Below are 24,799 nucleotides of genomic sequence, written 5' to 3'. Positions count from 1 at the left end.
GAGTTCCCGAATAATTATCTAGATGTCCGTTTTTATGAAAGTAGTTGCTTTAGGGTCAATGGCTGCTCTGCTACACCTAAGCGCTGCGCTGCTGTGAGCCCTTGCTTATCTTGGTAGCACAGATTGTGCCAAGCTCTAAATATGTCGAGTAATGGAAGAATGCCCCCAGGACGAAGCTTACGTCTAGGTTCATTAATGAAGCTATCAAATAGCAGCTGAAAGCGTTGTTGATAGAACTTAGTTTGCTGAATAGAAGCCGTGTTAAACCACTGTTTTGGTTCTGGATTGTTACCTGTTAGGTAGCAAATACCTTTCTGATTATCACCTTGATTCGCGATAGCCCAACGATCGCGCCACCAACTCATGTGAACGATGTCGATCTTTTCGAAACTTTGATCGTCTTGCCAGCCTGAATCTTCCTCTACATACATAAGGTCAATGTTTTGACTCTGGATGCGCGGCAAACATACGCTTAAAGCGGCAGATCTTAGTAATGGATCTTGTGGCATATAGATGGCGACATGTTTGTCTTCATTACACATATCAAGCACATGTAGGAAGTGAGCATATGAGGTATAAGGCGGCCGAATTAGTGCGCCTTTCGAAGGGTAGCTAAATGTAGTGAGGTTGCCCATAGGGTCCTCAACATTACCTCTTGCTAGAATTACTTGGTATTGCTGTTCAATGCGTTCTTTTAGCTTGTCAGAGGGCTGAGGTAGTTCGAGATTAGCTTCTGAAGAGTGTTCTTTGGATACAAAGCGCGCAACATCATCATAAGGATTATGGTCCACATTCCCTGACGGTTCTTCATTTTGAGAGTAGTTAACGTGTTGGCAAAGGATATAACCAGAATGCGCCTCACCCGTCGCTATCCAAACCACACCGTTGTTGCTTTGTGGTTGTAGACGTTGGTAGTGAGAAGCGAATTCGTAATCTTTCGCATGGTTAACCCATCGAGCATCGATCATCGCTAATTTACGACGGCAACGGCTGGCGATATGGTCAACATGATCATAGAAAGTCTTTGGGTTGATCTCTAATTTTCTACAGATTTCACGCACGGAATAACCCATGAACAATAGACCCATGAGGTTCTCTTGAAACTGAAGTTTTTTATTGGATCCAGACCATTTATCAACGAAGGTTGATTGGCAATCTTTGCATCTGTAGCGCTGCCTGTCGCCACTGTAGCCGAAGGCATGATAAAGATGTTTGTGTGTATGAACCGATAAGCCGAAGTTATCGCAATCATCATTACGACAAGCTGGGAGCCCATCGCTGTGAAGTTGTCTTAGGCGATGAAGTTCGCTTAACACTTCACGGTTGTTAAGTAAGGGGGGGAAAGCTCCACATTCACGACAAACCATCGCTGGACGCTTAGGGTTCGCGTGTTGCAAAACATACCGTTTTGCATCGCTCAAGCCAAAGTTGTCACACGCCAATGTTTTACAAAAGTTGAGTTGCAAACCATCCGCATCTTTTGGCAGCTTGTCGTTAGACACGATCTCCCCCTCGGGATTATTTGAGCAGCCAAGTGAGCTTGGCTGCGGGGTAACGCTTTTCAATGTATCTTTTATCAAATCGTTAGATGTTGATTGCAGTCTCTAGAGCAACTTTCATCATGTCGTTGAAAGATTTTTGACGCTCTTCTGAGCTCAGTTTCTCACCACGGATGATGTGGTCAGATACTGTTAGGATAGTCAGTGCTTTAGCACCAAGATCCGCAGCAACACCGTAGATACCAGCCGCTTCCATATCAACACCTAGGATGCCTAGCTTTTCCATTTTTTCGAAAAGGTCAGCTTCTGGAGTGTAGAAAAGGTCTGCAGAGAATACGTTACCAACTTTAACTGGAACTTCTTGTGCACGTGCTTGGTTTACCGCTTCTTCTAGAAGACCGAAATCAGCGATAGCCGCGAAGTCGTGGTTGTTGAAACGAATGCGGTTTACTTTTGAGTCAGTAGATGCACCCATACCGATAACAACGTCCATTAGTTTAACGTCGTCACGTACTGCGCCACAGCTACCTACACGAATAACGTTCTTTACACCGTACTCAGCGATTAGCTCGTGTACGTAGATGCAGCATGATGGGATACCCATACCGTGGCCCATTACAGAAACTTTCTTACCTTTGTAAGTGCCTGTGTAGCCAAACATGTTGCGAACGTCACAAACTTGCTTCACGTCATCAAGGAATGTTTCTGCAATGTATTTTGCACGAAGCGGGTCGCCCGGCATTAGTACTGTTTCTGCGAAATCACCAGCTTGAGCGTTAATATGAGGTGTAGCCATGGTCGTTCTCCAAAGTTTAAACGGTAATTATAGGAACAGGATTTAATCAATTACCGATTCTGTTGAATTGAATTCGTTTTGTTGAGGCAATATTAGCGAGTTAAAACGAGGCTCCATGAGACTTTAGTCACAAAATAGGTTTGCCATTATAGTTTTATTAATATTGATAACCAAATATGTTGAAAGCGTAAAGGCAATCGATTTTGCGTGTCCATATGGATATGCAACAGTACTAAAAGGTACTTTTAATTGTGTAAACCAACGTGAATTTAGCTACAACTAACCGTTGTAGAGACGTTTGAACAGCGATAATCTAAACTTTGATAAAAAGACAAACCAAGGATTTGTATGTCGTATTGCGCTAACTCGACGCCTTTGCACTCGATGAAAACACAATTACGTAAAGTAGCGTTGCTTGCAGCGAAAGTAACTTTGATTGCCGGTGGGATGGTGTCGTCGTGGGTCTCTGCGGCAACTTTTGAGCTCCCTCCTGCAGAAAGCCGCATTGTGGGTAGAATACAGCAGCATGAAGTAGCATCAGGTGAAACGTTAGCTATCATTGCTAAACAATACGATATTGGCTTTCTCTCTTTAATGGCGGCAAACAAAGGGGTAGACCCTTTTCTACCTCCGGAAGGATATATATTAAGTATTCCTAGCCGTTTGATCCTGCCAGATACCCCACGAAAAGGTATTGTTATTAATCTTGCGGAGTTAAGGTTGTATTACTTTGAGCCCGAGAAAAATCAGGTGCATGTATTCCCTGTCGGTATCGGACGAGTCGGACGTGATACGCCGGAAATGATCACCAAGATAAGCCAAAAAAGACCAAATCCGACTTGGACGCCACCGAAGTCGATCCGCAAAGAGTATTTAGAGAAGGGAATTGAGTTGCCTAAGGTCGTTCCTGCAGGGCCTGAAAATCCACTTGGTGAGTATGCTCTAAGGCTTGCTTATGGCGCAGGCGACTATTTGATACACGGTACCAATAAAGATTTTGGAATAGGCTTACGCGTAAGCTCTGGGTGTATTCGCATGGAGCCTAAAGATATCGAGTGGCTTTTTGAGCAAGTGAGCCGTGGCGAGCAGGTCACTATTATTAATGAGCCGATCAAGGTGTCATTAGAGCCAGATAGAAGCGTGTTTGTTGAAGCGCATGAACCATTGACGCGAAGCGATGGCTCTAAGAAATCCTTACAAATACCTGTCGAGTTAGAATGGTGGCTTGAAGATGCTGACTTGCCTAACTCAAAAGCCAAAGCGGTTATCTTTGCTCAAAATGGCGTGCCAGTTGAAATTGCTCCGCCAATGATTTCTAACTAAATAAGCTATTTATAAATTTAGAATAGTGTGAGCACCCAAAGTTGTTCTTCCCATTCATCTGTTGAACTTTGGTTTATTGACCTTGAAAACAAAACACCACCTCTGTGAAGAGGTGGTGTTATCAATTTACTGCAATGTATATACGTCTTTTGAAATCTACAGCTTAATTGCGCTTATAGTTAAATTACTTAGTGTAAGACTCTGCAATATTGTCGATGCGGTCGTTAGCACGATCTGCTTCTTCTTTTGCTGCCATAGCGGCTTCAGATGCTTCTTGAGCCTTCATTTCTGCTGCTGCTTTGTCACTCTTAAGCGCTTCAACTTCGCTTGTAAGTTGAGCAACTTGGTTAGTTAGTTGATCCATTTCTGACACTGCAGCTTCTTCTGGCTCTGAAGAACAACCGGCTAAAATGAAAACTGAGGCCGCAGCTGCGATTAACGTCTTATTCATAAGAACTCCTTGCTTATTTATCATCAAAAGATGCGCTATACATTCTTTATCATATAGTCGCTTCATTAATGATTGTAGCGACTAATTTTTTAAGCGCAAAAACAATAACCAAAGAAATTGCTAAATTTTTGAGGTAATTAGCTGAGCATCACGTTCTGTCTCATTTATGAGATGTGAAATATGGATGCGGCTTTGATGTGGTTTTAGGTAGATGCTCCTTTACTCGTAATGCATACAATGTTCTAGCTGAAGATAGATTAAGGGATAAATTTACTGTGATCTCTATCCTTATAAAGTACTTTCGCGGTATCATGTCACGTTAAATTAATTTTATTCAATACCATCATGACTGGAGAGTCCTTTGCACTTTAAAGATTTAGGCTTAGATAACCGCTTACTGAAGAACTTAAAACATTACGACTTCAAGAAGGCGACAGAGATCCAATCAAAAGCGATCCCTGTTGCTATTGCTGGTAAGGATCTATTGGCTTCATCAAAAACGGGATCAGGAAAAACATTGGCGTTTGTGTTGCCGATGATACATAAAGCATTAAAAACAAAAGCGTTTTCTGCTAAAGATCCTCGTGGTGTAATTTTGGCTCCTACTCGTGAGCTAGCAAAGCAAGTTTACGGTGAACTACGTAGTATGCTTGGTGGCCTGTCTTACGAAGCGGCGCTTATCTTGGGTGGTGAAAACTTTAACGACCAAGTTAAAGCACTGCGTAAGTACCCTCGTTTTATCGTAGCGACTCCAGGCCGTCTTGCTGATCACCTAGAGCACCGCTCTTTGTTCTTAGATGGTGTTGAAACGCTGATCCTTGATGAAGCGGACCGCATGCTTGATCTTGGCTTTGCTCCAGAACTGCGTCGTATTGCAAACGCGGCTAAGCACCGTCGTCGTCAGACTCTAATGTTCTCTGCAACCCTGGATCACGCCGAAGTGAATGGTATTGCAAATGAAATGCTAGACGCACCTAAGCGCATTTCGGTGGGTGTTTCTAACGAGCAGCACCTTGATATCACACAGAAATTCTACCTTTGCGATCACTTAGATCACAAAGAAGCGATTTTAGACCGCGTTCTGGAAGAAGCGGAATACCGTCAGGTAATGATCTTCACAGCAACTCGTGCTGATACTGATCGTCTAACCGACAAGCTTAACGAGAAGAAGCTTAAAGCAGTTGCACTGAGCGGTAACTTAAACCAAACGCAGCGTAATGCGATCATGAGTCAGTTTGAGCGTGCGGTTTACAAGATTCTAGTAACAACAGATGTTGCTTCACGTGGTATCGATATTCCAAACGTAAGCCACGTAATCAACTTTGATATGCCGAAGCACACCGAAGAGTACGTTCACCGTGTTGGTCGTACTGGCCGTGCAGGTAACAAAGGCGATGCTATTTCTTTAGTTGGTCCAAAAGATTGGGATAGCTTCAAGCGTGTTGAGCTTTACCTTCAACAAGATCTTACTTTCTCTGTTCTTGAAGGCCTTAAAGGTAAGTTCAAAGGTATTAAGCCTCGTAAACCTGCTTTTACTAAAGGCGGTCCTGCGAAGAAGAAGGCTCACACTCAAGCGAAGAAAACGCCGAAGAAACCAGTCAAGCGTGATAAGAGCTTCCACCAGAATGTGGCCGTGGGTGATACCGTGTTTATCCCTAAGAAGAAAGTCGCACCAAAAGTGGACGACGAGTAATCAACTCGCGTGACCTAAAAGCTTGGCTTTGAAAAGTTGATGCAACTAAAAACCGCCGATGATGGCGGTTTTTTTGTATCTGTACTTTGTCTATTTCTCGTCTCTCTTTATCTTGCCCTATGCTCTTTTAACTTCTGAAAAGCTTGAAAGGACTCTTATCTTTGCATCTATTCAAAGTCGAAGGTCGAAAATGAAGACATGAGAATATTATCCGCTAGATATTTATGGATTGCGGTAGTTGGGTGCGTCACCCCCCAAAACACATAGCGGTCTGAGCCATAGGTCGCGCAATCATTAGTCAAACTGTGGCGATATAAGTAATCAGAAGCTGAATGGCGTTGAATATCTAAACATGCATCCGTAGCGTTCTGAAATCCATGCTGCTGCGGGTTTTCAGTAATGTGGTTAAACAGATCATGAGCATTGAAAAGTACGACATTGACCCCCCTAGTTTGGTAATACTCAGCTTGCTCTTTGATGAAGAGGTTAAACTCAATTATTTTGTTATGAACAATAGAAATCTCGTCTTCTGTTGAGTATTTAAATTGTGGAGCTTTTGTGGCGTCAGGGAGGGTGAAGAGCAAAATGTTTTGAGCCCCACTTCCTATTAAACGAATTAGAGCGCTGCTGAAATCAGCTTTTACATCAGCTACCGACCGTTCGTAATTCATAAAGTCGTTAAGGCCGAACTCTAAAGTAAATAATGAGTTTTCTGGACGGTAATTCTTTGCGGCTTCCATGTATTTCAGGTACGACGTGACTTGGTCATAAACACCTTTGAGGACTCCATACTGATTTGTGCCAGCAGCCCCACCAACTGCCCAGTTATACAGAGGTATGTTTTTTTCTCTAGCCAGGTACTCAGTCCAGACTAAGCCATTTGAGAAGTGACCTAAGAACCATGAGTTAGCATTGGGAAGAACCCATTGCGAACCGTTGAATAAGTTTCCAGTATCAGAAAGGCTATCCCCAAATGTGATGATTCGATTAATTTTATTATCTTGGAGTTCTTCGTCATTAGTCCATATCGAGTGGTTGTAGGAGAACCGACTGTCTGCTGCAAAATAAGTGATGTCGGCGGCATCATGCTGGATGTCTAGTGTCTCTTCGCAACGTTGTTCTATTTCTGATTGTGGTGTTCCACTAAAGAACATGTTTTTATACGATGAGGGCGACCACCAATATCCATCGATAGTGTAGTAATTGCCATCTTCGTTTCTTGCCCATTTCCAATCAGTTGCAACTGAGTCATTCGATATGTCGGTTCGGTACCAGCATCTGATATATGATCGTGTATCAAGCATCTGCCCTTGTGTTACTTCGTCAGGAATTGTTGCATCTAGAGGCATTGATGTATCTGCGATAGCTGATGCAATTAGAGGCATTGTCAACGTAAATACCAAGATCATTTTCTTCATTTTAGAGTACTCATTTAGCAAAGTAAGTAAGGTTAATTACTTTATTATTAATAATAAGAATAAATATCATTTAGATAATGTATTGAATATTACTCATTGTTGCGTCAATAACTCATATGAAGCACGTATAATAAGTGTTACATAGATCCAACTTTCAACGGTTTTGCGTTCTTTAATTTTTCTCTGGACGAGAGTCCATACCTACTTTATTAACATTTACTGTTAATAGTTATCTCACTTAATTATTATTAATCAATTGCTTACTTGTTTTTTCGTTTATTGTGACTTTGGTTGAGTAATGTTCATCACAACTGTTTAATTCAAGCTAAATATCACAAATATCGAGTCACTCTTTTTAGTTTTATAAAATCATCAACTACGGTTCTCTTTACTCATCAGAGGTCTAATCTGTTTAAGGAAAGAGCATTGAAAAAGATATTAATTTGGACGATAGCCTGTCTATCCAGTTTTGGTGTCTATGCCGGAACGAGCGCATCGGCATTAGAAGTCAGTGGATACACGGAAACGAAATACCCCATTATGTTGGTACATGGTTTGTTTGGTTTCGATACATTAGCGGGTGTCGACTATTTCTATGGCGTACCTGAATCCCTAACCAAAGATGGTGCCAGCGTCTATGTAGCGCAAGTATCAGCGACCAACAGCTCTGAAGTGCGTGGCGAGCAATTGCTAGCCCAAGTTGAAACACTGTTAGCCGCAACAGGGGCAAGTAAAGTGAATCTGGTCGGTCACAGTCATGGCGGGCCTACGGCGCGTTATGTCGCATCGGTTCGTCCTGATCTGGTTGCTTCGGTGACAAGTATTGGCGGTGTTCATAAAGGATCTAAAGTCGCTGACCTCGTGCGTGGAACCGTATCAGAAGGTTCAACCGCGGAAGGTATTGCGGTTAAGTTGGCTGGCGGATTGACTACGCTTATCAACCTATTATCTGGCGGAACGGATCTTGATCAAGATGGCCTTGCTTCCCTTGAAGCGTTGACCACTGAAGGTTCGCTTGCATTCAATCAGTTTTACCCTGAAGGCGTTCCGACGTCTGCGTGTGGTGATGGTGAATGGCAAGCAAACAACGGTGTTTATTACTATTCATGGACAGGATCTTCCACTTTTACCAACCTTCTTGATCCTACCGACGGAGCGATGACAATCCTTAGTTTAGCCTTTAACGAACCTAATGATGGGTTAGTGGGAGCATGCAGCGCGCATTTGGGAAAAGTGATTGGTGATGATTACAAAATGAACCACCTAGACGAGATTAACGGTTTATTGGGTATTCACCACTTGTTTGAGACCGATCCTGTGACGTTATATCGCCAGCATGCCAATCGATTGAAGTTGGCTGGTTTGTAGGCTGGACACCGTTTAATAAGAAAACAAGGAAAGTATAATGAAAAAGACCGCCATTTTGTCGATAACCACGATAGCCCTGATGAGCACAGCGGCGGTCTTTTTATATCTAAAAAAGGAAGAACCCAATACACATAATGACAACGAACAACGCGTCTCCTCATTGAAGGTTGCCTCTCAACAAGACACCGACATCGATAACGCATCAGCAAAAGACATGATGGAATATTTCGTGTCCGGTAATACCGAACTAACACTTGAAGATATTCGCGACAATGTGGCACAGCACTACGAGCAATCATCAACTGCCTTGGTTGATGAAGCACTGTTTGCCAAATATCTTGAGTATAAGTCGGCACTAACGTCGTTGGACGTGCAATTCGACACCACATCAATATCCGCTGAGGACTTACGCGCACTGAATCAAGCGTTGCTCGATCTCCAATCTCAATTCTTCAGTGAGAGCGAGGTAAGTATTCTATTTACCCATGACAACAGAATGAGGGAAATTGCTTTAGAAAAGTTACTTCTGAAGCAAGAAGGGCTAGACGAGTCGGAATATCAACAAAGGCTTGAGTCTTATCTATCTGAGCAGCCAGATTACGTTCAAGTCAGTCATCAAAATCAGGTATTACTCCCACAGCTATCCAGTTCAGAAGGTCTCGATGAACAGGGTAAATACTTAAAGAGAAGCGAACTTGTTGGTGAAGAAGCAACCCAAAGACTTGAAGCTCTTGATAAAAAAAGAGCGGCCTTTGAAGGCTCGTTAGAGGTCTACTTCGCAGAACGAAATGATGTTTTGAACGACTCAGCCCTCTCAGAAACCGAGCAACAAGAGACGATTGCGCAACTTCGGACTGAACACTTCCTACCAGAACAGCTGAGAAGGGTAGAAGCGATTGAAAGGATCAAAGCGGCTGAATTTGATCAGTAGTGTCTAAAAGCGAAAAACCAGCCATCATGGCTGGTTTTTTTTGTTTATAGGCAAGTTCTAAAGAGCATACAGCTTGAATCTGTTGCCTTGAACTTCATACATTAAACCCTACACCTTAAAGTAATCCAACTGCTGCTTCTGTTGTTCAGCTAGGTTAGATAGCTCGTGGCTTGCTGCTGCGGCTTGGGTAATGCCGGTTACGTTTTGGCTTACTAGGCTGTAGATGTTTGAGATATTACGGTTAATGTCTGCAGTGACTTGGCTTTGCTCTTCTGCAGCAGAGGCAACCTGGGTGTTGATTTCAGTCATGTCGGTTACTGAGTTAGCAATACCTGAAAGGGCTGCACTTACCTCGCCCGAGAGCGTTTGGTTGTGCTCTAACATCGACAGTGAACTGCTCATGCTCTCATTAGCGTTGCCTGATTGAACCTGCAAGCCTTCGATGATCGCTTGGATCTCTTTGGTTGAATCTTGGGTTCGTGCCGCCAGCATTCGAACTTCATCGGCTACAACTGCGAAACCACGGCCACTTTCACCAGCACGAGCCGCTTCAATTGCTGCATTAAGCGCAAGAAGGTTCGTTTGTTCAGAGATGCTTTGAATTACTTCAATCACCTTACCAATCTGCTCTGAGTGCTCTTTTAGCGTGCCTACAACGTTTGCTGCTTCACTCAGCTGAATCGCCATTTGCTCGTTTGCTTGGTTGCTCTCACTAAACAAGCTCATGCTGTGTGTCGCCATCTCGTCAGCTTGCTTAGACGCTGAATCGGCTTGTACTGCGTTCTCGTTGACGTGTGCTGCTGTGCTTTCTAATTGGTTTACAGCAGAAGCGACTTGCTCCACCTCTTGCTTCTCTTGATCTGAGTTAACGCTTGATTGTGTCATTACAGCCGCTAACTCTGTCGACGCAGAAGCCACTTCGATACTGATTCGAGACAGTGAGCTTACCGTGTCTCGTAGTTGTTCAATAGATTGGTTTACATCTTGCGCAAGGCGGGAGATTTCGTTGTCGCCATACTCTTCGGCTTTAACCAGCAGATTACCTTTTGCTACTTCGCGCATGGTTGCTTGAATATTGCTGATTGGCTTAACAATGATGCCAGCAAGCGTCCAACTGATGACTAATGCGATAGAAAGAATCGCTAGCAGGGCAATGGTCGCCGTATCCAGTGTGCTGGTGTGTTGCTGTCCGTTGATGTCGACTTCTTGAGTCGCAAGCAAGTTCAGCTTCTTAGACAGAGTGTTGATCGCTTGCACCATTTCATTACCCGCATGACGGTATTGGTCGATTGCAGTCTGGTAGCGGTTTTCAAAATCTGCAGAGAGTGATGTATCGCCGTGCTTCGCTCTTAATAGAGGAAGCATGGTAGTTCGAGAAAAGTCGACATAGTGATTCATCGCTTTGGTCATCGTTGCTACTTCATCTTGCATGCCTGGCACTGTGTTCAATGAATTCAGTAGGCGAGTATTTTGGTCGCGTTTTTGGTTTAGTGTTTCGACCAGTGTTTTAACGTCGTCAGGATTAAACAAGCTGTAGATCGCTTTGATACGCATGCCGTAGCTGTTGTCGACGATTTCACTGAGTTCTTCTTTATGTAAGATTAATTGGTCTGTTGCTGTTGATACATCTTTAAAAGCATTTTCCAGTTTGTCACCACCGATAATGACACCCGTCAAAAGTAATACGACAGAAAAGAGTACTGGAATGAGAATTTGTATTTTGATTGATAAGCCACTGAGAAGTTGGCGCATGTAATGTCCCTCTTTGAATAAATAAATGAGCAGAAGCAATTGTTATTATTGTAATTAGCAGGTGATTCTAACTTCTGAGAATGACAATTCAATCAGTAATAGATTCGATTTTGATATATGAGATAGATATTTGATAAATTTTGAATATTTATTGCACAAACAAGGCTTTAGCCATTTTTGAGGTAGGGTTATTTGACACAGAACCTTGTGTGGTATTAGGTAATAAAAGGGATGGCGAGATATTGAGTGGTTTGGCTTAAATAGGTTGGAATGAATATTCGGTGCCTATGAGTGAGGCCAATTGATTACTTCAAGGCTATTTGGTAGGGGGGGAATAAGAAAATAAATTGTAGTTGTCATATAGGCTTCAATTAAGTGAAACACAACTGTCACATTCAGATTCTAAAGTGGGCACCGTTCAAGCAAAACAACATTACGGCAATAACGCCACTAAAGGAAATTTGTGATGAAAAAGACAGTTATCGGTGCAATCGCACTACTAGGCGCTCTAACAGTGAATACAGCTTCAGCTAAAGAAACTATCTCTGTAGTTGGCTCTAACAGTGCTTCTCCACTGGTTGAAGTTTTTGCAGAAACCTACATGAATAAAGGCGAACCAGTGTTCATCGAAATTCAAGCACCAGGTTCTTCTGCAGGCATCAAAGCAGCAAAAAATGGAAGTGCTGATCTTGGTATCTCTTCTCGTGACCTTAAAGAAGAAGAGAAAACAGCTGACCTGAAAGAGCTCGTTATCGCTCGTGACGGTATCGCAGTTGTTGTTAACCCAAATAACGAAGTATCTGCTCTTACAGCTGAGCAAATCACTTCAATCTACAAAGGCGACATCACTAACTGGAAAGATGTTGGTGGTGCAGACAAGCCAATCGTAGCAATCACTCGTGATACTGCATCTGGTACACGTGGTGCATTCGAGGACATCATGAAGCTTAAGAAGAAGATCGGCGATAAGAAAGTATCGGCTATCTCTCAGCGTGCACAAGTTGCAAACGGTAACGGCGCACTTAAAGTTTCTGTAGCAAGCAACCCATACGCTATCGGCTTTATCTCTCTTGGTACTGTAGACAACACAGTTCAAGCTCTAACTATCGACGGCGCAGAAGCATCAGTTGATAACGTTAAGAACGGCTCTTACAAAGTTGCTCGTCCTTTCCTAGTTCTTTACAAAGCAGGCGCTCCAACAGCTGAAACTCAACAATTCCTAGACTGGATGGTTGCAGACGAAGCTCAAGCTATCGCTGGTAAGAAAGGCTACATCACAGTTAACTAATCTTAACTGACTCAATCTTAATTATTGCTCAGCCTGCTTTAGGCTGAGCCTTTTCTTTCAACTTTGTTTATTTCGAGCTCTTTTTGAGCCACAAAGTTTGAGATTTTATATATGACCATCGCAAATAGTGAAAAGCTTATGAATACTGAAGCGACTCAAATCAATAAGCCAAGTCTGCGTGCTAAGAAGCGCATCGACTGGAGAGAAAGAATCTTCCACGGCTTGTTCTTATCGAGTGCTGTGATCGGCATCGTATCGCTAGCCGTTATCGCTTACTTTATCGTTGCAGAGAGTATTCCTGCATTCCAAGAGGCCGGTGTTTCTGGCATCGTTCTGGGTGTTGATTGGTTACCTCCAGCTCTATTCGGTGTTGCAACCATGATTGTTGCATCGATTGTTTCGACACTTGGCGCTGTAGTTGTTGGTGTACCGGTAGGTGTATTAACCGCTATTTTTATTGCTGAGATTGCTCCCAAGCGTCTTGCAGATATTATTCGACCAGCAGTTGAGCTTCTAGCGGGTATCCCGTCGGTAGTTTACGGCTTCTTCGGTCTAGTAATTATCGTTCCAATGATTCAGAACATTTTCCAAGTACCAGCCGGTAATACTATCCTGGCGGGTATCATTGTTCTGGGGATCATGATTCTTCCTACCGTTATCACGGTTTCTGAAACTTCGATTCGTGCTGTACCTCGTACATATAAAGAAGGTTCACTTGCACTGGGTGCTTCGAAAATCTACACGATTTTTAAGCTACTCGTTCCTGCTGCACGTTCAGGCATTATGACTGGTGTGATTTTGGGTATCGGTCGCGCACTTGGCGAAACGATGGCAATCATCATGGTTATGGGTAATGCGCCAGCAATGCCAGAAGGTATTTTGGATTCTGCTCGTACGCTAACAGCAAACATTGCAATTGAAATGTCTTACGCAAGTGGCGTTCACGCTAACGCGCTGTACGCAACAGGCGTTGTACTTCTAGTGTTCATCATGATGTTAAATGGTGCTCTACTTTATCTTAACCGTGAAAAAACGAAGTAGGCGAGGATAAGTAATATGGATCGCGTAAAACTAAAACAAGCACGTCAAACCAAAGATAACATCCTAAAAGGTTTTATCTGGGCAGCTGCGGCTGTAACCGTTGGTTTCTTATTCTGGATTATTTGGTACATCTTATCGAACGGTCTGCAATACGTAGATTGGAACTTCATCACTGACGATTACACTCGTACTGGTGAAGAGCGTGGTATTTTCCCAATGATCATCGCCACGATCTACATGGTAATTGCATCGATTGCGGTAGCCGCACCACTAGGCATCATGACGGCGATATACCTAACTGAATATGCGAAAGTAGGTAGTCGATTGGTGAAAGTGATTCGATTCTGTACTGAGTCGCTAGCGGGTATCCCATCGATTATCTTTGGTCTGTTCGGTATGACCTTCTTTGTTTCGATTCTGGGTCTCGGCTTCTCGATTTTGTCGGGTGCATTAACGCTAAGTATCCTGATTCTTCCTGTAATTATTCGTACTACAGAAGAAGCATTGATGGCAGTACCACAAACTTATCGTGAAGGCTCATACGGCCTTGGCGCTTCAAAAATCTACACTATCTGGCGCTTGATCTTACCAAGCGCAATGCCAGGTATCTTAACTTCGGTCATTCTGAGTATTGGTCGTGTAATTGGCGAATCAGCACCTGTATTTTTAACAGCAGGTATGGTGGCACGTGTTCCTGAGTCGGTATTCGATTCTGGCCGTACACTAACGGTTCACCTATATAAGCTGACAACAGAGCTATTTACTATCGATGAGTGGAACCAAGCCTACGGCACGGCGACAGTCCTAATCGTATTGGTTCTCTTGATCAACATGGTTACAAAACTGATTGCGAGACGCTTCAACACGGCAACTTACTAAGCTCATTAGCCGGCTCAATAATAAAGAGAGCCCCCGTGATAAAGAAAGCGTCAAGTTAGACACGAATTTAAGAATTTAGAGATTACGAACATGAACAAATTTGATATTGAGAACCTAGATCTGTTTTACGGCGACAATCAAGCGCTTAAATCTATCAATCTGCCAATTCCAACTCGTCAGGTTACGGCACTGATTGGCCCATCAGGTTGTGGTAAGTCAACGCTACTACGTTGCTTGAACCGTATGAATGACCTAATTGAAGGCGTTACTATTAAAGGTAAGCTGGATATGGATGGCACAAACATCTACGGCAATATTGATGTGGCTGACCTACGTATTCGTGTAGGCATGGTATTCCAAAAGCCAAACCCATTCCCAATGAGCATCTACGAGAACGTAGCTTATGGCTTACGTGCTCAAGGCATCAAAGACAAGAAGCACATTGATGAAGTAGTAGAAAGCTCACTGCGCAGTGCAGCACTTTGGGATGAAGTAAAAGATCGTCTTAAAGCACACGCATTTGGCTTATCTGGTGGTCAGCAACAGCGTCTATGTATCGCTCGTACAATTGCAATGGAACCGGATGTAATCCTGATGGATGAACCTACATCGGCTCTAGACCCAATCGCGACACACAAGATTGAAGAGTTGATGGAAGACCTGAAGAAAGACTTCACTATCGTTATCGTAACGCACTCAATGCAGCAAGCGCGTCGTATTTCAGACCGTACTGCTTTCTTCCTAATGGGAGAGCTTGTAGAGCACAACGAAACGAGTGTTATCTTCAGCGAGCCAAAAGATGATCGCACTAAAGGTTACGTAAATGGTGACTTTGGTTAATTGATTATTTAAGTGCTGTTTTTGTCCTTTTAGCAAACCAGCGCGCTCACTGAAACGCAGGTTAGATAATCGATTTTACTTACAGAATTATCACTATAACTATAAGCGATGGAAGTTTTGCCCCACTCTAATGTGGGGCTTTTTTATGTTCTTAAAAAAGTCACAATGTCGATGAAATTTTGGGCAGAAAATCCCATTTTTGTCGTTCTTCTCATGCTTGTGATAATGTTAAAAGTGAAATTGCGACCCGCTTAACATCTCATTTTTAGTTACATTGATTGCATATCAATGCTTCGGTATTTTTGCTTCATTCTCAATAGCCAATGGACGGAAGCTGTGCCTGTTAAAGCCTTTGCAAAACAAATATCTGCTGCGCGCGACCATCGTTTATTGGCTGAATCTCTTTTTGACTATCTGGTTAAGGTACTCGCTCCTCAAGGGATTGGAATATTTGCGGAGCCGACGCCGGAGAGCGATTCGTTAGCGCTGTTCTCTTACGGCGAATTAACCTCGTTATCGAGTTATCCTTCCACATTTTGGCCTTGGGTTGCCCAGTTCGATACCGCGGACGGGGTGTTGCCTATGGCTATCAATACTTGTAAGTGGGAGCATATGAAGGTGCTCGGTGGAGAGTCATTCATCATGATGCTCGACAACGCGCCTGCCTGCAGAACTTATTTAATTGTTCAAAATTGCAGTGCTGAACAGATAAACCAAACTTTCGATCAAGATCTTGATGTTCTCCAACTCGCCGCAGCCCGCTGGCAATGCGTTCGTGCAGAAAAGAACGCTGCTATCGAGATTAAGCATCGGGATACCCGAGAGGCGCAGTACCTGGATGAAATTAAGCTTCGCGAATTGTTTGTCGAGAACATGAAGTTAGTACATCAGGTAGCGTTAGAGCTATCGAATCCAGAATCTTTAGACGCACTCTATAAAGCGTCAGTAGAAGCTGTACGTGACCGCTTAGGCTTTGATCGTGCGATCTTTATGTTGCTTGATATGAAAAAGCGGTGTTTTAGTGGAACTTACGGCACTGATGAACTGGGAAAAACTAATAGCGAGCATCATACTCAATACGACTTACATCAGCTTGAAGCGGAATATATAGAGGCTCTGTCTGACAACCACACCAACTTGGTTATTATTGAACAAGCGCCTCTATACACTGAAGGCAAAGTGGTTGGACAGGGTTGGAATGGTATGTTGATCTTACGAGAAGGGGATAAACCTGTCGGCTGGATCGCCATGGACAACTACATTCACCGTTCGCCAATTACCAATTACCAAAAGCAGATGCTTGAATCGTTCGGCTCTCTGCTTTCTCAAATCTACATTCGTAAACGCCAAGAACAGAACATACGTATGCTGCACTCGAGCATGGTTGAGTTGTCTCGCTGCGATAGTGTCAGTGAGGTGTGTAAGTCTGCAGTAAGTTTTGCTATTCAGCACTTAGGTATCGACCGATTGGCGGTTTTTCTTACCGATAAGAACTGTAGCTACATGCAAGGTACATGGGGTACAGATATTAAAGGTGACATTGTTGATGAATCCTATTATCGCTCTGAGCTAGTGGAACGTGACATTGTCGCCGCGGCTCGTGCTTGTCCTAACCAAGTTGCATTTGAAGAGTCGGTCCCTATTTATCACGATTTCAATATTGTCGGAGTCGGTTGGACCGCAATGACGATGCTCACCACTAATACGGGTGAGCCGATTGCGTTTATTGCCGCTGATAACTTGCTAACACGCAGCCCTTTAACTTCTCAATTGCGCGAAGTGATTCGTATATTTGCCTCTAGCCTTGCTGAGGTATTGCAAAGAACCATGGCTCAAGAGGAGCTCAAAAAGCTCAATGAAACGCTTGAACAGGAGGTCAGCAAACGCACTCAAGAGCTAGAGTTGGCTAATGAGCAATTGGATGTCATTTCTAAACTAGACCCGCTGACGCGTCTTGGAAACCGTCGTATGTTGTCTCAGGTTTTAGATGATCTCAATTGTGATGATCAAGGGGCATTTGCCACAGAGGATGAAGTCACGTTTGGACTGATTCTTGTCGACCTTGATCACTTCGGTTTGTACAACAGCGTCTATGGCCATACTGAAGGGGACGCGGCACTGCGGACCATAGGTAAGATACTTAATGCTCATGTTCATAGCGATAAGGAAACGTTCTGCCGTATAGGCGGAGAAGAGTTTATGTTGTTGATGATCGGCACCAATCACTCTGAGACTAAGCTGCGAGCAGAGTCGATCAGGAAATGTATTGAAGAGGCGAAGATCCTCCATTGTGAAAGTAGCACTAGCCCATATTTAACCGCGTCTGTCGGTTATGCGTCGATAACCTCTGATCAGCACCAGTTCGATTTTGATCTGCTTTATGGCAAGGCAGATAAAGCCCTGTATCAAGCCAAAGACTCAGGGCGAAATAGAATCGTCTCAGCATTGAAGCGAAAAAAGGTCGCGGTTTCAATTTCTTAGCACAGTACTTTTTCTTCCTATCTTAGAACGAATGGAGCCGTGATGCTCACAAGGTAGTCGTCACGGCTTTGTTATTTTAGAGTTTTGCTAGTTAATTAAAGCGTTTCTAGTGAGCTTTTACGCGTTTTGCTAGAAACTCGCTTTGGCTTCTTAACCGCTTTGATTACTTTAGAAGGAGCCCATGATGGTTTTGTCGAGCTAGCTTCACCATAAAGACTCTGGTTTAGCTTACTTAGCTCGGCTTCAACGACGTCTAACGTCTCATCGCTCAAATCTGGGTTTTCAGCTTTCCATTGTTCAAACAAGGTTCTTGTCATCACACCATCTTTCGTTTTTAGAGCTTCAATAAGCGCTTCTGCTGTATCTGATTGACGTTCAACAGTGTGTGTTGGTTTTGTCGTTACATCGCGGCGTGACCAGAAATAGAAAGCCATCACTGAGCTAATCAACCACAAGGCTGCGAATAGCGCGGCGAGATAAGGCCAGAACCCCGGACTATCAACAGTCACAACCGTTGGGCTTACTTGTTGGGCTGGTGGTGCTGTAACCGGTGGTGTGCTAGACGTCGCACGGTCACTTGCTTTTACCGCTAACTCTAGCCCAAGCGCTTTACTGGTTTCTTGTGATTGTGAGTCTGTGTTAAACCAAGCTTGAGAAACATCAGGAAGAGAGATGCTTCCTGATTCCTTAGGGATTAGTACCTGCTTATAGACAACGACAGCATCACCGGATTGGGTGGTGCCAAATTGCGGTTTTTCTTCATAAACACGCACCGTTTTAGGGTAGGTGATGTTCAGTTTTGGTAACTGATGTTGGGTCAAGTTACTGGCTGTCATAGTAATGGTTCGAGTTAGAGAATCACCCGCTTCCATTTCAATCTTCTGCTTGTCGCCACCTAAAGCATTGCCATCCGTCAGTTCATTACCTTGGCTGTCTGACCATTGTTGTATCAGCTTAAAGTTTGATGTTGGTAACCACTCACCTTGGTAGCCTTTTGGTACCGGATTCACTGTGACATCTAAGGTTTCAACCGGCGTGTCCAGTTGGAACAGACGCGTTGTGCTGGAGTTGTTGGTTGAGTAAACAACAGCACCGGTTAACTTTGGCCCTTGAAGCTGAAATTGTCCTGCTTGCTGTGACGATATATGGAAAGATTGCTGAACAACTGTGACTTCTTGTCCATTGAGGACATCTTGAAATTGCTTCGATTCACCAATAGGTTCCACATCTAAGCCCTGCGAGCTCGGTGGCGCTATTTTAGGATCTTGCAGTCTTCTTGGGTCAGCTTTAATTATCAGTTTTACATCCAGCTCAGCGACTTCTTGTGGGTACAGCGAGTCTTTACTCAGATTAAGCTGGAACTCAGCCATATCATGTTGAGTAGGTGCAGCTTTATTAACGGCAACATTGATGGTGATTGGCTTGGTTTTTGCCCCTTCAATATCGAAGCTAGGAATCTGAACCTTCCCCAAACGCAGTGGCGCAAGGCTGACGTTCCATTCACTTGACACCGAACGGCTGCCATTGACGATTCGCATCGACGACCCAAAACTTGGTGTGCCGACATAGAAGTCCTGTTGGAGCGCCTTTAGATCTAAAGCATCAGAAGAGACCTTTTCATCAGTCGCGACTCTAAGTAGAAATACTTGGTCTTTGGTGACACTGTTTTGTGAAACGCTCGCTACGGCAGTAGCCGCCAATGCAGAAAAGGACGAGAAAGCTCCTAACGCCAGCGTTAGGAGTATGGATAAAAATGGCTTGTTAAGAAATCGCATGGTTACCACTTTTTGTTCTGGTTGTTAGGAGCACTTTTTTGTCGTGCTTGTAAAATCATTTGTGCTTTGAGCAGCTGGCTCGGGTCACGGGCGCTTTCTACTTGCTCAAGCTTTCGCATATCCGGGTCACTCGATAGCGGCTGCCCTGAGGTTTGTGCTACAGCTTGTTGAGCATCGTCTTCACCTTTTTCGCTTGAAGCTTGTTGTGCGCTTGCACTTTGAGGTGTTGATTCATCTTGACCTCGTTCCTTTGACTGCTCGGCTTTGCTTGGCTGTTTAGACTGAGCTGCTTGCTCGCCTGCATTTGCATTCGGTTGGTCTTTGGCTTGCCCTTGGTTTGCACTTTCACTTTGTTCGTCTGTTTCGTTCTGCGAGTTTTCATTGTTTACAGAACTTTGCTGTTGATCCGACGAGTCTTGTGAAGAATCATTTTGCTGACCTTGCTGACCTTGCTGACCTTGCTGATTCTGCTGATCTTTGGATTCAGAATCGCCTTGCTGTTGCTGTTGCTGTTGCTGTTGCTGTTGCTGTTGCTGTTGCTGTTGCTGTTGCTGTTGCTGTTGCTGTTGCTTCTGGGCTTGTTCGACGACCTCTAAGTTCTTCTTAGCATAAGTATGTTCAGGGTTGCTTTCGAGAATACGTTGATACTCTTCAATTGCTTGGTCGTACTTGCCTTGCTTTGCTTGTGCATTGGCGAGGTTGTAGCGAGCATTTTCGTCAGTCAAACCTTGTAGTGTTTGTTCTGCAGCTTCGAAGTCACTCGCTTTGTATTGTGAGATGCCTTTCCACTCTTGTTGTTTGAATTGTTCAGCTGCCTGCTGGAAGTTCTCATCTTGATATAATTGATAACCCACCTGATCATCGGTTTTCCAAGGATTCGCAAACGCAGTATTCGGCTGGCTGAACGATACAAGCACAGCTAGGCCACACCAAATAACCCCTTTTCGAAATAGCCCAAGGACAGGAAGTAACAAAAATGGCAATAACCAGAAACCATTGTTCACTCTGGTATTGAGCGAGTTATCGGTTTTAGTCACTTCTGATGTTGTAGCAATTCGGTCGAGATAACTTGCGATGTGTTCAACGTCTGAGTTATCAAATTGTACCTCAGTGAATGTGCCTCCAGAGCGACGAGTCAGGTCGCGCATATTGTCTACGTTGGTTTTCGCAACCACGGTTTGTCCTGCGTCGGTTTGTAACATCGAACCTGTAGGTAACGAGATCGGCGCGCCGCTTTCCGTGCCTACAGCCAAGACTGACAACGTCCAATTACTACCAGAGAGTAGCGAGTCGATATCTTTCTTCTCTTGACCATCAATATCATCAGCAATCAGTACCAGATCACCTTGGTAGATATGAGCGCGAGTCATCATCTCAATCGCAAGCTTAACTGCCGATGCTGCATTGCCGCCTTGGAAGGGCATGATATCTGGTGATAGGTTGGGTACGAGGTTCTTGATGGTATTGATGTCTGACGTCAAAGGACTAATGGTGTAAGCATCTCCGGCGTATGCCACCATTCCAGTTAGGCCTTCTTTCCATAACGAAAGCAGATCCAGAGCCTTGTATCGCGCCTGTGTTAAACGGTTTGGTTTAATGTCAGTGGCATACATAGACATCGACATATCCATGATCACAACTCGCGCCTGTGTTTTTTCAAAGCTTGGCTGTTCATTGTTTTCAAAGCTGGGACCGGCTAGTGCGATGACACCGACTATCCACCAAATACCAAAGTAAGTACTACGGTTTTTCGATGGCTTGCTTGATTCTGGTGCCAAGTAGCGAGCGATATGAGAGGCCAGTAACCCTTGTTTCGATTGTCTCTTGCTGAGCCACCAAATTGCGGGCAGCACGGCAAGCGCTAAGAACCAATATGGGTAGATAAAAGTAAAGTTAGACATTGTTTCTCCTAATGGCTAACAGCATAAATGCGAAGAACATTGCCGCCGACAGTGGCCAGACAAACCACTCTTGTTGTGGTCGCCAGATCTTAGTGGCGTTCGTCACGGGTTCTAATTGGTTGATGGTGTCGTAAATCGTTGCCAGCTCTTTGCTGTCACGCGCTCGGAAGTACTGACCACCAGTGCGTTTGGCGATTTCCATTAGAGTACGCTCATCCAAGTCTTGAGCGGTATTGACCTTACGAGTCATGAAGAACTCTTTGACCATCATTTCACCCGCACCGACACCTACGGTGTAAATCGTCGCGTTGTATTTCTTAGCAATATCCGCGGCTTCAAGTGGATCTAATACGCCCGCGGTATTGCTGCCGTCACTGAGTAGAATCATTACACGCTGAGGGGCATCGCTGTCGACGAAGGTTTTGGTGGCAAGGCCGATACCATCACCGATCGCAGTTTGAGTACCGATAAGCTTTAACACCGCTTGATTGAGCTGTTGTGAAAGCGTGTCTCTATCTAACGTCAGTGGCGTCTGCAAGTAGGCGTGATCAGCAAAGAGCACCAACCCAACTCGGTCGCCTTTGCGGCGTTCAATAAAGTCACTCAATACATGTTTCACCGCAGATAAGCGATCGATGTATTCGCCATTGAATTGCATGTCTTCTTGGCTCATCGAGTAGGAGAGGTCGACAACCAACATCAAATCACGGTGTTTCGGCTGAAACTCAACCGGTTCACCGTACCAAACTGGGCGTGCCATGGCCGTTACCAATAAAAGCCAGATGATGACCGACAAGGCCTTGGGTAAGCGACTGCTCGGCGTTTTGGTATTGCTGTCCTCGGGCAGAAATGGAAGCCTTAGGGCATTGTTCGATTCTGCCTTAGGAGAGAACAAGTAAACGAGAACCGGCAGTGGCGCGAGGAAAAATATCCACCACCAAACGAATTCAATATTTAGTAAGCTCGTGTTTAAAAGATCAGTCATAACGACCTCGCTTTGGAGGAAGGGCTTTACGAAGCCAGATTTCGCAGTCGTTAACCAATTGCTGTTGAGCCTTTTTCTGTTCGTCGGTCATTAAGGTTGCATCTTGGTAGAGCGCTTGTTGCCATTGCGATTGTTTTGCGGCGAACAAAGGTTTTGCCAATTGCGCATCTAAGAACGCCAACCAATCATCACCAGACAAGCCTGCAATTTTTTCACGTGGGAAATAGCTTAGTGCTGCCTGACGAACGATGTCTTGAGCTGTGCTCGGAGACAAAGCATTTAAAGACTGACTATTGCTGAAATAAGACAGCGCTTCTTGCTTCGGTAGTTGGTTGTTTTTTCTGCGCTTTACAATAAAGAACACCAAGGCGATCAGGGTAATGGCTATGACAATCACAGCCCACCACCCCCATGCTAGAGGCCACCATGTCGGTGCGTCTGGCGCAATAGCCGGGCTTAAATCTAAGGGCTGCTTCATGACTGAGATCCTGATATCTGACTCATCAATGGTTGTGCACTCGACAGCGAGCTATAGGGTATCGCGAGAGATAAGCCCAACTGTTGTAGCTGCTGCTTCTTTAGTGAAAAAGCGTGGTTGAGTTTTTGCTTCTCTTTATTGGAGGAGAAATTAAACCATTGGGTTTTATTGCCATCGGTGATCTGTTTTGAACCTTTGAATGCAGTAACACCTTGTTCTAATGGATCGTAAAAATGAACCAAGCGAACTCGATTATGTCGACGTATTTGATTGATAAGTGAGTAATTACTTTCGTTATAACGGACGAAATCACTGAGCATAATGATATCGCTTCCTTTCGGGCAAAGCTGGTGAAGAGATTTCAGCCCATGCTCTAAGGTTGTGTCGCTGTTATTGCCTGGGTTGGTCAGCGCTGCGTTATTGATTTCTATGACTTTTTGTAAAATACGTAGCGGAGCATGGTTGCTAGCACAGGGTTTAATCTCAATGATCTCTTGGCCAGTATCTATCACTGCGCCAATACGGTCTTTTTGAGCGACGGTTAACCAGCAAAGTTGGCTGGCAAAGTGCGCGAGTTGAACCGATTTAAGTAACAAGGTTGAGCCGAAAATCATACTGCTCGACAGATCTAAGAACAAAATCACAGGCTGTTCTCTTTCTTCAGAAAACAGTTTGGTATGCGCCTTGCCTGTTCTCGCCGTGACGCGCCAATCAATGCTGCGGATGTCGTCGCCCGCCTGATATTGACGAACCTCAGAGAAATTCATCCCGCGACCTTTACGATTGCTCTCGTGTTGACCGTTTAGTTGCGACCACAGGCTCTTGGCTGGAGGCAACCAGCGAACAGACTGCGCTTTGTATTGCAGCAGTTCGTCTAGATTTAACGTGACACCGTCACTATGGTTGGGTAATTGATTATTCATGCGCTTATCCCTATGCGCTACCAACCAGTGATATAAGGTGTGCGATCACTTGGTTTGCAGTGACCCCTTCAGCTTGTGCGTGGTAGCTACGAAGCAGGCGGTGGCGCAATACAGGGAATGCCATCGCTTGAACATCTTGTGGAGTAACATAGTCGCGGCCAGCAAGCCAAGCGTGAGCGCGGGCACAACGGTCTAACGCGATGGTTGCACGCGGGCTAACACCCATGTCTAACCATTGATCAAGTTGGTCGCTGTATTGTTTAGGTTGGCGAGTCGCCATTACCAGTCTGATTATGTACTGCTCAATGGTGTCTGCCATGTGAATGCTGAGCACTTCTTGGCGAGCTTCGAAGATAGTTTGTTGAGATATCTCTTGTGGCTGAACAGATTCGTTGCCTTGAGCTTCGCCTCGGTTCAGGCGCAAGATCTCCAGCTCACTTTCCATGTCTGGATAAGCCACTTCTAAATGCAGCAAGAAACGGTCTAATTGAGCTTCTGGTAGAGGGTAGGTACCTTCTTGCTCAATCGGGTTTTGCGTTGCCATCACCAAAAACAGATCGGGCAGAGCATAGGTTTTCCGACCGGCGGTCACCTGTTTTTCGGCCATAGCTTCTAGCATTGCGGCTTGTACTTTCGCCGGAGCACGGTTGATCTCATCCGCCAGAATAAGCGAGTTAAAAATCGGGCCAGATTGGAAGGTGAACTCTCCCGTTTCTGGACGGAAAATATCGGTACCAGTTAGGTCGGCAGGCAATAGGTCAGGGGTAAATTGAATACGGTGAAAATCTCCCTCGACACAGTCAGCCAGCGACTTTACTGCGCGGGTTTTTGCCAACCCCGGAGGCCCTTCAACAAGGATATGACCATCTGCCAGTAAGGCGATCATCAATTGTTTTACGAGCTCTTGCTGACCAATGATTTGAGACTCTAGGTAGTTTTGAAGGATTTCGAAGTTATTTTTATGCATTTTTGGACTC

Annotated in this window: 20 protein-coding genes; 9 read left to right on the top strand and 11 right to left on the bottom strand. The window is 44.4% G+C overall.

What is annotated here, in order from left to right; all coding sequences use genetic code 11:
• Window positions 1-32: 32 nt before the first annotated feature.
• Window positions 33-1,502 (bottom strand): lactate dehydrogenase, encoded by a 1,470-nt coding sequence (locus QQ041_RS10365; RefSeq protein ID WP_048661020.1) that lies wholly within the window; start codon window positions 1,500-1,502, stop codon window positions 33-35.
• A gap of 82 nt (window positions 1,503-1,584) precedes the next feature.
• The gene (gene deoD, locus QQ041_RS10360; protein ID WP_048661021.1) at window positions 1,585-2,295 is read right to left on the bottom strand and encodes a purine-nucleoside phosphorylase; all 711 of its coding nucleotides are present in this window, start codon (window positions 2,293-2,295) and stop codon (window positions 1,585-1,587) included.
• A gap of 348 nt (window positions 2,296-2,643) precedes the next feature.
• On the opposite strand from deoD, the gene QQ041_RS10355 reads away from it, so the two are divergent.
• Window positions 2,644-3,618, top strand: a complete 975-nt coding sequence (locus tag QQ041_RS10355; RefSeq protein ID WP_285953831.1) for a L,D-transpeptidase family protein — start codon at window positions 2,644-2,646, stop codon at window positions 3,616-3,618.
• Between the two features lie 184 nt (window positions 3,619-3,802).
• On the opposite strand, the gene QQ041_RS10350 is transcribed toward QQ041_RS10355, so the two are convergent.
• Complete coding sequence (locus tag QQ041_RS10350; protein WP_004737730.1) at window positions 3,803-4,069, bottom strand: Lpp/OprI family alanine-zipper lipoprotein; 267 nt, start codon at window positions 4,067-4,069, stop codon at window positions 3,803-3,805.
• A gap of 361 nt (window positions 4,070-4,430) precedes the next feature.
• Here QQ041_RS10350 and QQ041_RS10345 point away from each other — a divergent pair, with 361 nt between their 5' ends.
• The gene (locus QQ041_RS10345; protein ID WP_146491000.1) at window positions 4,431-5,762 is read left to right on the top strand and encodes a DEAD/DEAH box helicase; all 1,332 of its coding nucleotides are present in this window, start codon (window positions 4,431-4,433) and stop codon (window positions 5,760-5,762) included.
• A gap of 167 nt (window positions 5,763-5,929) precedes the next feature.
• Here QQ041_RS10345 and QQ041_RS10340 read toward each other — a convergent pair whose 3' ends face one another.
• On the bottom strand, window positions 5,930-7,180 hold the full coding sequence (locus QQ041_RS10340) for an SGNH/GDSL hydrolase family protein (protein WP_285953830.1): 1,251 nt from the start codon (window positions 7,178-7,180) through the stop codon (window positions 5,930-5,932).
• A 426-nt stretch (window positions 7,181-7,606) separates the two neighbouring features.
• Here QQ041_RS10340 and QQ041_RS10335 point away from each other — a divergent pair, with 426 nt between their 5' ends.
• Together QQ041_RS10335 and QQ041_RS10330 are read left to right on the top strand one after the other, a co-directional pair.
• Window positions 7,607-8,548, top strand: coding sequence for a triacylglycerol lipase (locus QQ041_RS10335; RefSeq protein WP_285953829.1), 942 nt, complete (start codon window positions 7,607-7,609; stop codon window positions 8,546-8,548).
• 37 nt (window positions 8,549-8,585) lie between these two features.
• Window positions 8,586-9,479 (top strand): lipase secretion chaperone, encoded by an 894-nt coding sequence (locus QQ041_RS10330; protein WP_146490997.1) that lies wholly within the window; start codon window positions 8,586-8,588, stop codon window positions 9,477-9,479.
• Between the two features lie 108 nt (window positions 9,480-9,587).
• On the opposite strand, the gene QQ041_RS10325 is transcribed toward QQ041_RS10330, so the two are convergent.
• Window positions 9,588-11,231 (bottom strand): methyl-accepting chemotaxis protein, encoded by a 1,644-nt coding sequence (locus tag QQ041_RS10325; protein WP_285953828.1) that lies wholly within the window; start codon window positions 11,229-11,231, stop codon window positions 9,588-9,590.
• A 466-nt stretch (window positions 11,232-11,697) separates the two neighbouring features.
• Between QQ041_RS10325 and QQ041_RS10320 the strand changes: the two genes are divergently transcribed.
• The 5 genes from QQ041_RS10320 (at window position 11,698) to QQ041_RS10300 (ending at window position 17,760) form a co-directional block, all read left to right on the top strand.
• On the top strand, window positions 11,698-12,519 hold the full coding sequence (locus QQ041_RS10320; RefSeq protein ID WP_017108956.1) for a phosphate ABC transporter substrate-binding protein: 822 nt from the start codon (window positions 11,698-11,700) through the stop codon (window positions 12,517-12,519).
• Window positions 12,520-12,630: 111 nt separating this feature from the next.
• Entirely contained in the window at window positions 12,631-13,560 is a 930-nt protein-coding gene (pstC, locus tag QQ041_RS10315; protein ID WP_285953827.1) for a phosphate ABC transporter permease subunit PstC, read from the top strand.
• Window positions 13,561-13,575: 15 nt separating this feature from the next.
• A complete protein-coding gene (gene pstA, locus QQ041_RS10310; RefSeq protein ID WP_017064256.1) occupies window positions 13,576-14,439 on the top strand; it encodes a phosphate ABC transporter permease PstA in 864 nt (287 codons plus the stop codon).
• A 90-nt stretch (window positions 14,440-14,529) separates the two neighbouring features.
• A complete protein-coding gene (pstB, locus tag QQ041_RS10305) occupies window positions 14,530-15,279 on the top strand; it encodes a phosphate ABC transporter ATP-binding protein PstB (protein WP_004732036.1) in 750 nt (249 codons plus the stop codon).
• Window positions 15,280-15,615: 336 nt separating this feature from the next.
• Window positions 15,616-17,760, top strand: coding sequence for a GGDEF domain-containing protein (locus tag QQ041_RS10300; RefSeq protein ID WP_285953826.1), 2,145 nt, complete (start codon window positions 15,616-15,618; stop codon window positions 17,758-17,760).
• 95 nt (window positions 17,761-17,855) lie between these two features.
• On the opposite strand, the gene QQ041_RS10295 is transcribed toward QQ041_RS10300, so the two are convergent.
• From QQ041_RS10295 to QQ041_RS10270, 6 genes are read right to left on the bottom strand one after another with little or no spacing between them, the layout of a single operon-like run.
• Window positions 17,856-19,535, bottom strand: coding sequence for a BatD family protein (locus QQ041_RS10295; RefSeq protein ID WP_285953825.1), 1,680 nt, complete (start codon window positions 19,533-19,535; stop codon window positions 17,856-17,858).
• Between the two features lie 2 nt (window positions 19,536-19,537).
• Window positions 19,538-21,436, bottom strand: a complete 1,899-nt coding sequence (locus QQ041_RS10290; RefSeq protein WP_285953824.1) for a VWA domain-containing protein — start codon at window positions 21,434-21,436, stop codon at window positions 19,538-19,540.
• Window positions 21,429-22,421 (bottom strand): VWA domain-containing protein, encoded by a 993-nt coding sequence (locus QQ041_RS10285; RefSeq protein WP_285953823.1) that lies wholly within the window; start codon window positions 22,419-22,421, stop codon window positions 21,429-21,431. Before QQ041_RS10285 ends, QQ041_RS10290 begins: the two co-directional genes overlap by 8 nt.
• Window positions 22,414-22,899, bottom strand: coding sequence for a DUF4381 domain-containing protein (locus QQ041_RS10280; RefSeq protein ID WP_285953822.1), 486 nt, complete (start codon window positions 22,897-22,899; stop codon window positions 22,414-22,416). Before QQ041_RS10280 ends, QQ041_RS10285 begins: the two co-directional genes overlap by 8 nt.
• Complete coding sequence (locus QQ041_RS10275) at window positions 22,896-23,822, bottom strand: DUF58 domain-containing protein (RefSeq protein ID WP_285953821.1); 927 nt, start codon at window positions 23,820-23,822, stop codon at window positions 22,896-22,898. Before QQ041_RS10275 ends, QQ041_RS10280 begins: the two co-directional genes overlap by 4 nt.
• Before the next feature lie 10 nt (window positions 23,823-23,832).
• Entirely contained in the window at window positions 23,833-24,789 is a 957-nt protein-coding gene (locus tag QQ041_RS10270) for a MoxR family ATPase (RefSeq protein WP_285953820.1), read from the bottom strand.
• Between the last annotated feature and the right edge of the window lie 10 nt (window positions 24,790-24,799).

This window comes from Vibrio sp. TMPB1044, assembly GCF_030442075.1.
Lineage (GTDB): Bacteria > Pseudomonadota > Gammaproteobacteria > Enterobacterales > Vibrionaceae > Vibrio > Vibrio satsumensis.
Note: the sequence above shows the minus strand (reverse complement) of the source record. Positions and strands in the feature narration are given on the sequence as shown.

Bases quoted from the DNA above. Each gene is read 5' to 3' on its own strand.
- QQ041_RS10285 (WP_285953823.1), bottom strand. From the start codon at position 22,421: ATGACTGATCTTTTAAACACGAGCTTACTAAATATTGAATTCGTTTGG.
- pstC (WP_285953827.1), top strand. From the start codon at position 12,631: ATGACCATCGCAAATAGTGAAAAGCTTATGAATACTGAAGCGACTCAA.
- QQ041_RS10340 (WP_285953830.1), bottom strand. From the start codon at position 7,180: ATGAAGAAAATGATCTTGGTATTTACGTTGACAATGCCTCTAATTGCA.
- QQ041_RS10275 (WP_285953821.1), bottom strand. From the start codon at position 23,822: ATGAATAATCAATTACCCAACCATAGTGACGGTGTCACGTTAAATCTA.
- QQ041_RS10330 (WP_146490997.1), top strand. From the start codon at position 8,586: ATGAAAAAGACCGCCATTTTGTCGATAACCACGATAGCCCTGATGAGC.
- pstB (WP_004732036.1), top strand. From the start codon at position 14,530: ATGAACAAATTTGATATTGAGAACCTAGATCTGTTTTACGGCGACAAT.
- QQ041_RS10350 (WP_004737730.1), bottom strand. From the start codon at position 4,069: ATGAATAAGACGTTAATCGCAGCTGCGGCCTCAGTTTTCATTTTAGCC.
- QQ041_RS10355 (WP_285953831.1), top strand. From the start codon at position 2,644: ATGTCGTATTGCGCTAACTCGACGCCTTTGCACTCGATGAAAACACAA.
- deoD (WP_048661021.1), bottom strand. From the start codon at position 2,295: ATGGCTACACCTCATATTAACGCTCAAGCTGGTGATTTCGCAGAAACA.
- QQ041_RS10295 (WP_285953825.1), bottom strand. From the start codon at position 19,535: ATGCGATTTCTTAACAAGCCATTTTTATCCATACTCCTAACGCTGGCG.
- QQ041_RS10320 (WP_017108956.1), top strand. From the start codon at position 11,698: ATGAAAAAGACAGTTATCGGTGCAATCGCACTACTAGGCGCTCTAACA.
- QQ041_RS10290 (WP_285953824.1), bottom strand. From the start codon at position 21,436: ATGTCTAACTTTACTTTTATCTACCCATATTGGTTCTTAGCGCTTGCC.
- QQ041_RS10325 (WP_285953828.1), bottom strand. From the start codon at position 11,231: ATGCGCCAACTTCTCAGTGGCTTATCAATCAAAATACAAATTCTCATT.
- QQ041_RS10270 (WP_285953820.1), bottom strand. From the start codon at position 24,789: ATGCATAAAAATAACTTCGAAATCCTTCAAAACTACCTAGAGTCTCAA.
- pstA (WP_017064256.1), top strand. From the start codon at position 13,576: ATGGATCGCGTAAAACTAAAACAAGCACGTCAAACCAAAGATAACATC.
- QQ041_RS10280 (WP_285953822.1), bottom strand. From the start codon at position 22,899: ATGAAGCAGCCCTTAGATTTAAGCCCGGCTATTGCGCCAGACGCACCG.